The sequence below is a fragment of the Micromonospora ferruginea genome, from assembly GCF_013694245.2.
Taxonomy (GTDB): Bacteria; Actinomycetota; Actinomycetes; order Mycobacteriales; family Micromonosporaceae; genus Micromonospora; species Micromonospora robiginosa.
Map to the genome: position 1 here is coordinate 4,380,885 of NZ_CP059322.2, position 14,065 is coordinate 4,394,949.

The 14,065-nt window shown below is 71.8% G+C and carries 8 protein-coding genes; 2 read left to right on the top strand and 6 right to left on the bottom strand.

The window, feature by feature from the left end:
• Window positions 1-3: 3 nt before the first annotated feature.
• The gene (locus H1D33_RS19020) at window positions 4-1,542 is read right to left on the bottom strand and encodes a hypothetical protein (RefSeq protein WP_181571864.1); all 1,539 of its coding nucleotides are present in this window, start codon (window positions 1,540-1,542) and stop codon (window positions 4-6) included.
• Between the two features lie 76 nt (window positions 1,543-1,618).
• Between H1D33_RS19020 and H1D33_RS19025 the strand changes: the two genes are divergently transcribed.
• Both H1D33_RS19025 and H1D33_RS19030 read left to right on the top strand, forming a co-directional pair.
• Window positions 1,619-2,227 carry a hypothetical protein gene (locus H1D33_RS19025; RefSeq protein WP_181571863.1) on the top strand — a complete coding sequence of 203 codons (609 nt, stop codon included), beginning with the start codon at window positions 1,619-1,621 and terminating at the stop codon, window positions 2,225-2,227.
• A 151-nt stretch (window positions 2,228-2,378) separates the two neighbouring features.
• Complete coding sequence (locus H1D33_RS19030; protein ID WP_181571862.1) at window positions 2,379-3,113, top strand: response regulator; 735 nt, start codon at window positions 2,379-2,381, stop codon at window positions 3,111-3,113.
• Here H1D33_RS19030 and H1D33_RS19035 read toward each other — a convergent pair.
• The 5 genes from H1D33_RS19035 to H1D33_RS19055 all read right to left on the bottom strand — a co-directional run bounded on the left by H1D33_RS19035 (window position 3,097) and on the right by H1D33_RS19055 (window position 14,059).
• Window positions 3,097-5,589 carry a sensor histidine kinase gene (locus tag H1D33_RS19035; RefSeq protein ID WP_181571861.1) on the bottom strand — a complete coding sequence of 831 codons (2,493 nt, stop codon included), beginning with the start codon at window positions 5,587-5,589 and terminating at the stop codon, window positions 3,097-3,099. The genes H1D33_RS19030 and H1D33_RS19035 overlap by 17 nt on opposite strands.
• Before the next feature lie 11 nt (window positions 5,590-5,600).
• On the bottom strand, window positions 5,601-8,861 hold the full coding sequence (locus tag H1D33_RS19040) for a phospholipase D-like domain-containing protein (RefSeq protein ID WP_181571860.1): 3,261 nt from the start codon (window positions 8,859-8,861) through the stop codon (window positions 5,601-5,603).
• Window positions 8,858-12,487, bottom strand: a complete 3,630-nt coding sequence (locus H1D33_RS19045; protein ID WP_181571859.1) for an AAA domain-containing protein — start codon at window positions 12,485-12,487, stop codon at window positions 8,858-8,860. Before H1D33_RS19045 ends, H1D33_RS19040 begins: the two co-directional genes overlap by 4 nt.
• Before the next feature lie 167 nt (window positions 12,488-12,654).
• Window positions 12,655-13,506, bottom strand: coding sequence for an SRPBCC family protein (locus H1D33_RS19050; protein WP_181571858.1), 852 nt, complete (start codon window positions 13,504-13,506; stop codon window positions 12,655-12,657).
• A complete protein-coding gene (locus H1D33_RS19055) occupies window positions 13,499-14,059 on the bottom strand; it encodes a winged helix-turn-helix domain-containing protein (protein ID WP_181571857.1) in 561 nt (186 codons plus the stop codon). The genes H1D33_RS19050 and H1D33_RS19055 overlap by 8 nt, the downstream gene beginning before the upstream one ends.
• Window positions 14,060-14,065 lie beyond the last annotated feature (6 nt).

The following is a 14,065-nucleotide window of genomic DNA, read 5'->3' on the forward strand; positions in this document are numbered from 1 at the left end:
ACGTCATTCGGGCCCGGGTGCGGCGAGCAGCTCGACCAGGTCGTCCCGGCCGATCAGTGCGAGCGCCGGGGGCAGCGCCGGCAGGAGGTGCCGCACCTGGAGCCACTCCCACAGCTCACGCCCTTCGGAGCCGGCGGCGAATCGGCTCCGCTCGTACGGCGGCACGTCGAGCGAGTCAGCCAGCTCGGCCCAGCTCGTGCCGAGCCTGCGGCAGAACTGCACCTTGACCCAGCCCGGGTAGCCGGCCGGCGCCGGACGTGCCGGGGTGTCCAGCCGCGCCGACGTCCCCGGGCTCGGCCGCCGGGCCGCCAGCGGCTCGGCGGGCACCGCGACCGCCCGGGTGGGCGGGGTCACCGGGTGCGCCGTTTCCGGCCCGAAGGACTCGCCGTAGGCGCGGGTCGCCAGCGCCGCCACCTGCAGGAACCACCACCGGTCGTCCAGTGGAAGCGCCTCGTCCGCGACGGTACGCAACGCGGATCCGACCAGCAGGAGCAGGTGTTGGCGCGTCCACTCCGGCTCCAGCCCGCGGCGGCGGCTCCAGCCCGCAGCCGCCTCGTGGATCTGCCGAGCGACGGTCAGGTAGCCGGCCATCGGTGGCGCCGCCGGGTGGCGCTGTGGCGTGACGACGAGCTCGGCGAGCGTGGACCGCAACGACGAGCCGGGTACCAGCGCCGGCAGCCAGGCGGCAGCCACGGAGAGCAGGAGCTTGACCGGGTCGCGTGACACCGGCGTGACCGGCGAGAAGCGGCCCAGGTCGATCAAACGGAAGTCGGCGGCGTACACCTGGTCGCGGACCGGCACGAACACGTTGCCCGGGTGGAGGTCGCCGTGGCCGTTGCCGACGAACACCTCGACCTCCTCGTGGGCCACCGGCAGCGTGCCGGCCAGGAGGCCGAACGGGTCGGGCAGCGGGTCCGGGCGTCCGGGCAACGTCATCTCGTCCGACGGCCGGTCGAGGGAGAGCCCGTGTCGGGCCGCGAAGTCCGCGAGCCGGTCCCGGTGACCGGCGAGGAAGTCACCCAGGTGGCCCACGGCCGTACCCGTCACCGGTGCCGGGTCGTGACCGTCGCTCCACTCGTCGCCGACCGCATGGACGATCGTCGCGCAGAACCCGCCGAAGTGGACGTCGTCGAGCAGCGCCGACAACGGACGGAGCTCGCCGACGTCCGCCTGGGCGATCTCTTGCAGATGCAGCCACCAGTGGGTGCCCGGGATGGCGCACTTCGTGGTGGTCGGCACCATGTGCCGCCGCCAGAACGACTCGGGCGTGTGTTGCTGGGCCAGGCCGACCTGGCGGGTCTCCTGTTCCGCCGCGTCCGGCGGCAGGAGTTTCATGATCATCTGACTGATGGTTCCCCGGTCCGGGGTCCGGCGGACGAGGGCGACGAGGGCCCCGCTGCGCCCGTCGGTCAGCCACCGGCGGTGGGTCCACCGGTACGGCTGTGCCCGAGACCACGACACCAGGCCCTGGTAGACCTCGTTGGGGAGCGCGGCGCGCCACACGTCCGGGTCGGTCAGGCGATCGCCGGGGGTTTGACTCAAGGCTCTACCCTTCCGTGAGCGTCCACAGGGCACTGGCAGCCGAGGCTACCGCGCCGCTTCATCAGGGAGGCTGTCCATGGCGAGGGGGAAGATCCAACGCCGCGAGGAGGCACCGGGCGACGACGCCGACGACAGGGCGCTGACCCTGCTGAGATGGCACATCGAACGGTACGACCGGTTGCGGGTCTCCACCGCGGGTCGCGCCTCGGCGGTGCTCAGCGCGGGCGCGATCCTCTCCGCCGGCAACGCGTTGCTGCTCGGTCAGCTCCTCGGCGGCGACGACGGCATGCCCGCCTGGTGGATGCTGGCGTGCACCGCGGTGGCCCTGCTGGGCGCGACGCTCGTGGTCGGGTCCCTGGTCAAGGCGGCTAACGTCCTGGTCACGGTGCGTAGCAGTCGGGAGATTCTGCCCGACGGCGCGTCGTTGCCCCGCAGTCTGCTTTTCAATGGCACCGACACCGTGGCACACGTCAAGAACTTCGACGAGTTCCGGACAGCGGTGCGCGGCCAGCATTCGCGCGACATCCGGCAGGCCGCCGAAGTCGAACTGTGGGTGGGGATCCAGCAGCACCGCCAGCGCTACCACAAACTGCGCGAATCGGTACGACTGCTCCGGCTCGCCGCCCTCCTCTTCGTCACCCTCCTGGCTCTCGTCCTGGTGGTCAACGCCGTCCTCGCCATCTGACCCGCTTGCCTGGGTCGTCGCGCTGTGGTGTGCTCGCGTCACACTGTGCTGGAGCCCTTCATCCCGTCCGCAGCCCTGGCAGCCCGGGCGGGCCCGCGACGAGCGACGAGGCGCCGACCGACCGGAGCCTCGCGGCAGGAGGCAGGCCACGATGCTGGATCAGCGAGCGGTCCCGCGCCGCCGTGGCGGCAATCCGTTCCCCGGCTGGGCCAAGGTGGACTTCTGCCGCAGGATGCAGCGGGAAAACGTTCGGGAGCTGGCCGACCTCTACGGGATCAGCCCGGTCGAGCGGGAACGCTTCCCTCCCGGCGATCAGGTGGCGGCGCTGTGGGAACTGGTCGAGAGCCGCGACCGGCTCGGCGAGCTGCCCGATCATCTCGACGCTCTCGGGCACACCCACCTGGCCGAGGCGCTGCGGCGATCCACCGGCGACACACCGACGCCGCCGAACGCCAGGCCGCGTGCTGTCGGCGGCCGGCCCGCGCCCATCCCCGGGGCTCGCCGCCGGCTACTCATCGTCGAGGACAACGACGTGCTGGGGCGCACCCTGATGATCCGGCTGCGTCCGGAGTTCGACTGCACCCTGGTGCGCAGCCTCGAAGAGTGGGATCGGCTCACCGCCGACGGCCCACTCGACTTCGATGGCGCACTGGTGGACCGGCACCTCGAACAGAACATGAACGACGGGCTCGGTCTGCACGTCCTGGAATACCTGAGGGACCACACCGACACCCGCAGTGTGCTGATGACCGCCGACACCCCGGCCGGATTCGAGTCCGAAAGCGTGGAGCGCTACGGGGTGGTCGGCGTCTACCGGAAGGGTGAGGGCAATGCGGGGATCAACGTCCGGATCATGATCGATCGCCTGTTCAGCCCGGGCGGCTGAGCTCCGGCGACGACGACGCCAGCGGCAGCCGGATCAGGAATAGGGCGCCGCCCAGGTCGCTGCGACCCGGATCCAGCGTCAGGCTGCCACCGCAGTAGTCGATCTGCGAACGGGCGTAACGCAGGCCGGTGCCCTCGCCACCGGTGCGGCTGCTGAACCTCTCCCCCGCCTCGAACCGCTCCCGCTGCTCGGCCGTCAGGCCGGGCCCGGAGTCGTGCACCTCGATGACCGCCCAGTCTCCCTCGGCGGGGGCGACGCCGGCCAGGTTGCGCAGCCGGACCTGGATCCGACCGCCGCCCCGCGTCCGGAACTGCTGCACCGCGTTGGTGAGCAGGTTCCGCACTGCCTGGTCGAGCAGGAAGTAGCTCGCCTCCACCACGACCGGACCGTCCTCGGCGTCCAGGTCGAGCGCGGCGTCACGCTGGTAGCGGCGCTCCATGGCGACCAACTCCTCCAGCAGCTTCACGAGATCCACCCGTTCGGCCCGCAACCGCTCCCGGATGCCGTCGCCGGCTGCCTGCCGCGCCTTCTGCAGCCGGTTGAGGGTCTCCGCGAGCAGCTTCCACATCTCTCGCGGTTCCTCCGGCAGTACGTCGGCGTACTGCCGGATGCTGTCGATCTGGAGGTCGAGTGCCTCAAGGTCATTCTTGATCCAGTGCAGGACCGCCTGTCTGGACAGCTCGGTCTGCACGCTCTCCAGCACCTCGTCGAACCGCTCGGCGAGGCGGTCGAGGATCTCGCCGGCCACCGCCGCCCAGTCGGCGCCGGTGGTCAGCAGCGACAGCAGACCGGCGCTGCGCAGTCGGTGACCGCCGTCCTCGGGACGGACCACAACCAACCCGGCGTCGACCAGCCGCTCCAGGGCTCGATCGACGTCGACGAGGTCGGTCGCCGGCCGCCGAGGCCCGTCCGCCTCCGCCTCGACCTGCACCTCCAGCAGCCGGGCGGCGAGATCGTCAGCGGTGAACGGCTCTGCGCCGAAGTCCATGCCGGTCAGGACGGCCGCGGCAAGCACCGCCTCCGAGCGCCGGTCGAGACCCCGCCGAAGGCGGGCGCAGAGGCGCTCGACGCCGGCGCGGTCGGCACGCCACCGTGCGAGGTCCTGCGTAGTGATCCGGTCCGGTCGGGAGGCCCGCGGCCCGAGCAGATGGTCGAGGGCGGCACGGAGAAGCACCGGATGCCGGGCGGTGTCGTAGATCAACGTATCGAGGGTCACTCCGTCGACGCGGACACCGAGCAGTTCGAGCAACCAGCCCACCCCGGTGCGGAACGTCGCCGGCTCGAACAGCAGCTCGGTGTCCGGACCGATCAGGTCGTCGAGGTCGAGCTGCCGGCAGAGCTCGCGCAGCAGGTGGATACGCCGGGCGGCGTACGACCGGGCCCGGCCGTGGTCCGGCGCGACCAGCTCGAAGACGGTCTGGGGGGTGAGCACAGCGGGTCCGCCGGACCCGGCGGACGGGGGTGCGTCGAGCCGGAACCAGACAGCCGGCGAACGCTCCGTGGGCGGGGTCCAGTCCGCCGGGCCGAACCACAGCGTCATCCGGTCGGGAAGCAGCTCACGGGGCAGCCGCGCGTCGGTGAGCCCGCACAGCTCCGCCCGAAAGCCCTCCGCCTCGTCCGCCACCACGTGCGGGACACCTGGCACGTCGAGGAGGATGTGGAAGGCCCGCACGAACTCGGTGACCGTGCCGCGGTCGACGGTCTCCCGCAGCGCCCGCAACGCGTCGATCACACCCGCCGCGGCGTCGTCCTCCGCCGGCGGTCGCCAGCGCACGTTGAAGCCCGCCGGGGCCAGGCCCGGGTCGGCGTACCACTGCAACAACTGCACCAGCTTCCACTCCCCCCACGGCCAGGCGGCCCGGGGCCTCGCCGCGAAGGGCGAGGCGTCCGGAAACGGAGTCGGGCCGGCCTCCAGGATGTCCGTCGCCGCGGTCAGCTCACCCGCCTTGATGCAGTCCTCGACCGCCTCCCTCCACTCGGGGGCGTCGTCCGTCCGGGCGGCGAGCCGCTGGCGGATGTCCCGGGCTCGGGCCTTCTCGGCCTTCTCGATCCGGCCGCGCCACTCGTCGAACAACGCGTTCAGCTCGGCCGGGCGACCGACGGCCGCCCGGAGGCCCTCCGGCTCCGACGTCGAGAACGCGACCCGGCCCTCACGCTGGACAAGCTCGTTGCGACGCCGCTCCACGTCGGCCAGGGCCGCCTGCTCGCCGTCGAGGATCACGGCGGAAAGTGCGGCCCGGTCGGTGGCGGTCAGCGACCCCATCAGCGCGTCGTCCCGCCACAGGCCGGCGGCGACCCGGAACTCGCCCAGCCCGACCAGCCGGCGGACCGCGTCGGCGGGGGCGGTCACCGGTTGGGCGAGGCCGTCCAGGAGGGCGTCGAGGACATCCGTGTCATCCGGGTCGGCGGACCGTTCCCGCACCGCGACCAGCTCTGGGAACCGCCACCGCTGCGACCACGTGGGCAATACGTCCATCAGGTTCTCGTTCACGTCGAGCCCCACCTCTGCACCAGGGCGAGATCGTCCAACGCCGTCTCGATCACGATCGACTCCGGACCGTCGACCGACGCCTGGCGCAGCCGGGGCCAGAGGTGGTGGAGCTGGCGGGCGAAGACCCGGGCCACGTCGGCTCGGAGGTCCTGCGCCTCGCCCACCTCCTCGTCGTGGCAACGCAGCAGCGCGCCCGCCGCGTCCTGGATCCGCCGCATCCTGTCCACGTACGGCTGGGTGCGCGCGACCGGAGTCGGCTTGCGCAGGCCCGCAGCCTCTCGTTCGGCGGCGCTGAACTGCTCCTGCGCGTCCACCCCACCTGCCCCGCCGACCCATTCCCGCACCGCGTCGACGTTCCGGTCCGCCACCGCGTCCACGATCGCGTGGTAGACGCCATGGGTGCCGAACAGATGCCGGCTGGCCAGCTTGAACCCGAGACGGGCATTGCGACACTGGTCGACCGCGGTGCCCAGGGACTGCCAGGCACTGTCGAGGACCTGTCGCCGGTCGGTGCCGGCATTGTCCGCGTTGATGACCCGGAGCGGCAACGGCCCGCTGGTGGACTTCCAGTACCTGGTGGTCAGCGTGACGAGATCCGCCCACGGTTCGACCAGCTCGAACAGCGGCAGCAGGTCGGGCACGTCGTTGTCGACCAGGTTGGACAGCACGGCCGGCTGCCCGTCGGCCAGGAGCAGGTCCACGGCGGCCAGCACGGCGAGAGCCTGATGTTCCGCCGACGCCAGGTCGTCGCTCCAGGCGTCGATGAGGGCGCTGCCGACCCGGGGCCCTCGACGCGCGGCGGCCACGGCGGTGACCTTGGTACGTGGACGCAGCACCGGGTCGACGACCGCCGACCGCAGCAGTGCCGCCTCGACGAACGCGCCCCGGTGCCACGCCTCCCCGGCCAACCAGTGCATCCAGCGCTGAGCCGTCGGCGTGTTCCGCCGCTGGTCCCGACGCAGCATCGCGGCGGCGGCGACGCGCAGGATCTCGTCCGGCGCGTCGACGTGGTGCAGGTCCTCCAGGAGCTGCCAGTCCTCGGCGTTCCCGGTCAGGTGGGCGACGACCACCCCGGCCCGGTCGTCGGCCGGCAGGTTCGCCACGGCCCCGAGCAGCCGCCCCGCCGCCGACAGCTCGACGGCCGGAGCCTGCTCACTGGCGACGGGTGCCTCGGATTCCACCACCTCGATGCCGAGCAGCCGGGCGATGTCGTCGACGACCTGCCTCCCGACCACCTCCAGGCCGAGTTCGGCCTTCTCCCGGTAGCGCGCGCCGGTCCGGCCGCTGCTGCCGACGAAGTCGAAGCTGCCCACGACCGCCCGGTCGTCGGTCACCAGCACCCGGGCGTTGGTCGGCCGGCGCTCGGCCGTCACCGGCGTGGCGCCGCCGAGCCCCTGGAGGGAGCCGTGGGCGTCGCGGCCGGTCCCGGAGGCGGTCGACCGGTGGTAGACGAGCGAGATCCGACGGCCGGCCGATGCCCGCTCGTCGATGGCCGTGAGCAACCGCGGGTCCAGCGCGTCGGGGTGCGCCAGGAAGCCGCCGAGCACGAGTCGCCGCCCGGGCCGGCGCAGCGCGTCCCAGAGCAGCTCCCGGTGGGCCGCGTCCTCGACCAGGCGCACGCGCGGGAGCGTACGACCGGCCACCAGTTGGGCCAGCCGGGCCGCGGCGTTCTGCCACTGCTCCGCCCACAGCTTGACCTGGCTGGCGGTCAGCTCGTCCGTCTCACCCTCCGGCGGCGGCCCGGGTGCCGGGGCCTCCGATTCCGGCCAGCGGGGCGCAGCGTCGGTGACCCGCGCCGGGGCTCCCACCGGGACGGGGTCGAACTCGTCGTGCCGGACCAGCATGAGTTGCCCGTACTGGTGCTGGAGGGTGCGTCGGGCCCACAGCAGCAACGATTCGATCGGCAGGCAGGGCCCGGCGTGCGGAGCGCGGACATGCAGGCCGACCTGCTGGAGGCCGATTTCGTCCCGGCGCAGGAAGTGGTAGCCGGTCACCAGCGCCTCCCGGTCGTCGGCGACGACGAGCGCCGCGTTGAGCCGGCTCGGCATGGTCGACGACAGCAACCGCGACAGGTCACTGCCGTCGTTGCGCCACTGAAGGCTGGACAGGGCTGTGCGGACCTTCGAGGGGAGTTCCGCCTCGCGGCCGTCACCCCAGATCAGGACCACCTGGACACCCCGCCCGAGCGCCGCCTCCAGCAGCGGGAAGTAGCGCATGAGCACGTCGTAGTGCAGCGTCGGGCACACCAGCACGATCTGCTGATGCGCGTCGGCGACGAGTTGGGCGACCAGTTCGTCGTGCCGTTCCCGCCCGCCGACGGCGGTGGCCTCGATCTCGGCGTCACGCAGGGCACGCAGCTCGTTGGCGATGCTCTCGTAGTCGGCCCGTAGGTCCTGGTGGCGTTGGATCCGGGTGCCCGCCTTGGCGTGTCCGGCGGCCGCCGTCTGCCGATTGAACCGGCTCAGCAGCTCCGGCAGCGTCGGTGGCTCCGTGAACGTACGGTCCACGCAACCGCGGAGCGCCTGGGCGAAGCGGCTGTCGGACTGGTCCGCCACGAGTTGCCCGAGGCGGGACTCCGCGAGCGCCCGTTGGGCTACGGTCAGCCGGCGATCGGTCACCGCGAACCGGAGCAGATTGGTCGCCTCGTCCTCGCGGACCGTGACATCCACCGGCAACCAGCGCAGCTCCCCGGTGCTGCCGAGGTGGTCCGGCGCGAGGTGGGCGGCGATGACCCGGGGCGTCCGGCCGGGAAGGCGCTTCTCCTTGCGCCGGAGCTGGTCCCGCTCGAAGGCGCGGTCCAGCACGGCCAGCAACTGCGCCTCGGTGATCCGGTCCTCGTGGGCGTTGAGTGGCGCGGGCACCTCGAAGCGGTAGTCACCCGAACGGCGCCGGCCCTCCTCGACCGGGAACACCGCGCCGACCAGGCGGTCGACCATCAGGTCGACGGTCGCCTTGGATCGTTCCGCACCTCGCAGGGCGCCCAGCTGCATCGGACCGATCCCCGGCGCGGGGCGCACCATCGCGGTGCCGAAGTCCACCACCACGTAGCCGCGTCGCAGCAGATCGCCGAGCAGGTCCAGGGTGACCCGCTCGCCGAGCCGGAACAGGGTCAGCAGTTCCTCGACGGCGACACCGTCCGGTCGCTGGCAGACCGCGCCGAGCATCACCAACTCGATCGGGCTGAGCCCCTCCCCGTACCCATACGTGACCCGAACCCGGATCACCTCGCAGGGCACGTAGAGCGTGGTGGCGCTCATTCCGCCATCACCTCGGCCGCGTCGAGGCGTACCCCGAACTGCTCGACGCCGGCGCACACCCGGGCCCAGAAGTCGCCGACGCCGACGAAGTGGTCGAAGTTGCCGACGATGACCAGCAGCTTGCGGGCGCGCGACATCATCACGTTGGCCAGCTCGGGCTGGATCAGGTAGCCGATGTTGCTGATCGGGGAGTCGCCTCGGAGCCGGTCGCGCACCAGGGACAGGACGACCACGTCCGACTCCCGGCCCTGGAAGGCCGGCACGGTGGAGAGCTGCTCCATCGGCAGGCCCAGCCGGTGGAGCAGGTCCTTCTGCTCGCGGTACGGGGTGAGGACGGTGAGCCCGTCCGGAGCCGGCGCGGGGCGGAGCCGGCGCACGAAGTCGGCCACGATCCGCGCCTCACCCTCGTTGCTCCACGCCTCGACGTCCTGGCAGGCCGCAACCTTGGCGGTGTCGAGCCAGACCAGGTCCCGGCCCCTGATCGCCTCGGGGCTCACGAAACGGTGCGGATCGCCGTCGACCGGTGAGGACACCTTTCCCGGCGGGAGGTGCCCGCCGGTCCACTCCGGCCCGCCGGCGGCGGGGTAGAACACCCGGCTCACCAACTCGCCGATCGCCGGACGCATCCGGAACTGGCTGTCCAGCGTGCGCAACGGGCGGTTGAGCGGCCCTCGCGCCGCCGGCATCTCGTCGTCGAAGAGCGCGCCGAACAGGGAGAACACCCGCTCGTACTCAGCCTGCCGGCGCCCGTGCACGTTGAGGTCCGGGTTCGGGTCGAGCGCGCACTCCCCGAGGAAGCCGAGGACGTCGTCGCGCCGGTGGGCCGGAAGCTGCTTGTGGTCGCCCAGCAGGGTCCAGCGCAGTCCCTGGGAGAGCGGGATGGCCAGCTCCCCGGGCCAGGCCTTCGCGGCCTCCTCGACGACCACCCAGTCGAACAGCGAGCTGTCGGTGGTGGCCAGCGCTCCGCGGGTCGCCGCGAGGCAGGTCGCGAAGACGAGGTTCGCGCCGCGGAGGAACCGGTCGTCGAGTTCGGGCAGCGCGGCCGGCAGGGCGGCCAGGTACCGCTCGCGGACCGCTGTCCAGCCGTCGTCCCGGGAAAGATCCTGCTTGACCGCGTCGGCGATCATCTTCCGCCGCTGCGGCGTCAGTTGCGAGAGCTTGAACTGCCCCATCGGCGTCGCGTCCACGGTGTCCGTCGAAGGCGAGACTATACGCACCGGCAGCAGGTCCTGCTTGACCACCATCCGGCCGTGCTCGTCCAGCGCGCCCAGGTAACGCAGGAGCCGCTCGGCGAGGTTGTCCAGGGCGAAGTTGGCCTGGGCCGAGATCAGCACCCGGGAGCCGTGGTCCGCGGTGAGGTACGCGGCCACCGCCCGACTGGCGATCTCGGTCTTACCGGTGCCGGGCGGTCCCTGCACGGCGTAGAAAGGCTGGGAGACCAGCATCTCCAGCACCGTCTCCGCGCTGCTGCCGCCCAGCGGCCGCGGCTTGGGGTCGCCGTTGTCGAACGCGTGGATCGCCTGCTGCCACCGCGTCGGCACGCCCCGGATGGTCACCGGGTTGCGCAACTGGTCCAGCAGCGTGCGGTTGTCCAGCAGTTCCCATCGGGCGGCGAGCTGGCGTTGCAGCGCGATTCGCGTCCCGAAGTCGTCCGCGGGACGCAACCAGCCGCGCTCGGGCAGCCGGCCGGTCCCAGCGACGGCCTGGACGACAAGCGTGGTGTCATTGTCGAACCGAACAAACCGGACGTTGCCGGAGAAGACCCGGTCGGCCGGCACGCCCCGGTCGTCCGCGACCGCTTCGATCAGCGCGTTACCGTCCTGGAGCGACAGGCTCTCGAAGAACCGCGCGAACGGTGGGCGGCGCCGGACGGATGAGGCGAACTTCGCCAGCATCGGTTGGCCATGCTGTCGTGCCAGGTCCCGCAGGTCGTCGAAGACCAGCTTGATCTGGCCTCCCCCGGACGTCTCGACGCGGCTGTATGCGTACTCCCGGGCCCGGAGCTCGACCCCCTGGTATTCGAGCAGCCACTCGATCGCCTGCTCGTAGAGCATCTCGTCCGAGGTCCGTTCGACGGGCGAACGAACCGACTCGATGAGCGGGCGCCAGGACGGCCGGCCCGACCGCTGCGACTCCAGTTCCCTGGGGTGGATGTCGTAGGCGATCGCCTGGATCGGCGTCGGTCGCTGCCGGAAGCGGCTGCGGTCGAGCTGGGCCTGGATCCGGCGGGCGCGGTGGCTCTCCAACGGCACCACGTACTTGATGAGGAGTACCTCGTCGATCGGGGTGGCGCTGGCGATGCCCAACGCGTTGGTGGGGCGGAACGGCTGGCAGAACCAGGCCGCCCGCTCGCCCACCAGCAGTTGTTGCGCCTCGCGCTTGCCGACGTGGGTGCCGGCGTCGATGTATGGGTCGGAGCCGTGCGGCGCGTGGACGAGGATCGCGGCGCGCAGGTCGTGCTCCAGGAAGGCGGCCAGCTCCGCCCGCCCCTCGGGCGTCATCGGACTGGACCGGATCCAGCCCCACTCGTAGATCGTCGGGATCGATTCCTTGGGCATGTAGGCCACCAGGAACGGCCGGTCGCTCACCCGGGCGGTGAAGTGGTTGGCCAGGACCGCATAGTGCTCGGCGAGCCGGGTGACGACCATGGACGACTCCGGGCGGTCACCCGGCTGTTCCCCGAGCATCCACAGCAGCAGGTCACACAGGGCGCGCGGGATGCTCCGCTCCTCCCGAAGGCGGGTCCGCATCCGCTCCCGGGCCGCACGTGCCCACACCTGCACCTCGTCCGTGTCGCCGAGGTGCGCCGGGACCTCGACGGACAGCGGCCCGAAGAACCACTCCCACACCACCACGCCGAGGCTGTAGACGTCGGACCGCTGGTCGTCCAGGAAGCCGCCCCGGTCAGCGGGCGGGAACAGGAAGTCGATGCGCTCCGGTGAGGCGTAGAGAAGCGCCCGGGAGCCGTCGCGCTGGTCGAGCAGCAGCTCACGTACCTGATCGTTGGTGGACGACGCGTCAAGTGTGGCCGCACGCAGCAGGTTCGCCACGAGCGTGCTCATCTCGAACCGCGACAGCCGCAGGACGAGCTCGTCGGTCTCCTCGCTGACGGGTTCAACGGTGATCGAGCCGGTCCACAGGTTGCGGTGGATCAGGCCGTGGTCGTGCAGGATCGCGAGGGCGCTGGCGAGCATGGAGAAGTGCCGCAGCGCCTCGGCCGGACGCTCGTGCAGGAAGCCCGTGCTGCCCGCCACGCTGGCGAGCGTGTTCAACCCGCCGCGCGTGACCACGAAGGCGAACCCGTTGCGCGAGGCATCCCCGTCGTCCTCGTAGCCGCCGTCGACGATCTCCGGTAGCGCCGGGTGACGCAGGCCGTTCGCGCGCAGGAGGACGCGGATCTCCTGCTCCCACATCAACCCGCCGAGCGCCGCGATGTTGAGGTAGATCTGCAGGATCAGCGCACGGCTGTCGCCGTCGACCAGTTCGTAGCGATAGAGGGTGCTGGGGATGATCTCGGTCCGTACGGTCGACAGCGACGCACCACCGGGGGCCGTGTAGGGCCCATGCAACCGGCCGGTCCGCCCGAAGTATCGGTCGACGATCTGGTCGACGAGTTCACCGGTCACGGACGTCCTCTAGCCGCGGTGGAGAGCACAGTGGACGCGGTCGCGTCATGCATGGGGCAACGCAGACCAGTCTAGGTCCGCACCGGCCTGATCGGAGTGACGCCTTTCCGACTGCCCGGGGGTCCCGCAGCTTGTCCGGCGCGCTGCGCGGGACCCCCTCGCGGCCGTCAGGCGCCGGTCGGGGCCTCGTCGGCCAGCCAGATGGGCTGCCACGCGGGGAGTTCGTGGAAGCGGCGCAGCTCGGCCAGGCCGGCCACCGCGCCGGTCCAGGCCGCGTACGGCGGGTTGCCCTCGTCGAAGCCGGACTGCACGAACGTCAGCCTGGTCCGGCCGCCGGACTCGGCCAGCTCCCAGGTGCTCACGCCGGTGGGCCCCCAGTCGACCGAGAGGACCCGCCCCGGCGTCACGTCCAGCACCTTGGCCGCGTAGCCGGTCTCGAAGCCGCCCATCGCGTAGCGGCCGCCCGCCCACGGCTCGATCCCGATCGGGTAGCCGAACCAGGCGCTGGCCTGCTCGGAGTCGGTCAGCGACGTCCACACCTTGTCCATCGGGGCGTCGATCAGCAGCTCGCCGCGCAGGTCGGCGGAGGTGAAGTCGGTGCGCGGCAGCAGCGGCCGGCCCTCCAGGTGGGCGTTGAGGTTGGCGACGCTCAGCGCCCAGTAGGTCTGGAGCACGCCCCGGATGGTGCTGCCGTTCATCGCCTCCTCGATGAGGAAGTGGCTCTGCCGCAGGGTGAGGATGGTGGCGTCGCCGTCGGGCGCCAGCTCGAACTCGGTGGTGGTCTCCACCCCGTCGAGCGTCCACGCGAAGCGCAGCGACTTGTCGTCGGCGTGCAGCAGCCGTTGGTGCGGCGCGTCGCCCTCGGGCGTGTAGCGGCCCCAGAACTCGTAGCGTCGGGGCAGGTCGACCTCGGCGTGTTCGGCCAGCCACACGCGCAGCTCGGCCGGGTCGGTCAGGGCGCGGCGGACGGTCGCCAGGTCGGCGGCGAGGCGGGCGCGGACGGTCAGCGGCTCAGTCATGGGTGTCGCCTTTCGGGTAGCAGGCCACGGCGAGTTTGAAGGCGTCTCCGTCGGCGCCGCCGTAGCGGGTGAACAGGTCCCGCAGCGTCGACTGCAGGTCGTGCAGGAATTCCTGGCGCCGCTCGGCGGGCACCCGGATCTCTCCGGACACGCCGATCGAGGGCAGTTCGGGGGCGGCCCGGTCCAGCGCGGCGATGTCGGCCTGGACCTCCTCCATCAGGTCGAGCAGGTAGCCGAGGCTCAGCTCGTCGCGCACCCGGCGCCCGTCGCCGATGCGGCCGACCAGCCGGGGGGACAGCCAGTAGGACCGGGCGACGGCCTGGTAGATGCCTTCGGTGATGCCGCGCACCCGCCGGTCGGCGACCTGCTCGGCCAGGCCGGCCGCGACCAGTTGCTTGACGTGGTAGTAGACGCGCTGCGGTGTCTGCTCCAGCCGGGCCGCGACCTCGGTGCAGGTGCGGGGCTCGGCGAGTTGCCGCAGCACCTCGATGCGTTGCGGCTTGAGCAGGGCTTCGGCCTGCTCGCGTTCTTCCAGGTACAGGACGTCTCTCATGGCAAA

Coding starts and splice junctions, on each gene's coding strand:
- H1D33_RS19025 (WP_181571863.1), top strand. CDS start 1,619: ATGGCGAGGGGGAAGATCCAACGCCGCGAGGAGGCACCGGGCGACGAC.
- H1D33_RS19030 (WP_181571862.1), top strand. CDS start 2,379: ATGCTGGATCAGCGAGCGGTCCCGCGCCGCCGTGGCGGCAATCCGTTC.
- H1D33_RS19035 (WP_181571861.1), bottom strand. CDS start 5,589: ATGGACGTATTGCCCACGTGGTCGCAGCGGTGGCGGTTCCCAGAGCTG.
- H1D33_RS19040 (WP_181571860.1), bottom strand. CDS start 8,861: ATGAGCGCCACCACGCTCTACGTGCCCTGCGAGGTGATCCGGGTTCGG.
- H1D33_RS19050 (WP_181571858.1), bottom strand. CDS start 13,506: ATGACTGAGCCGCTGACCGTCCGCGCCCGCCTCGCCGCCGACCTGGCG.
- H1D33_RS19055 (WP_181571857.1), bottom strand. CDS start 14,059: ATGAGAGACGTCCTGTACCTGGAAGAACGCGAGCAGGCCGAAGCCCTG.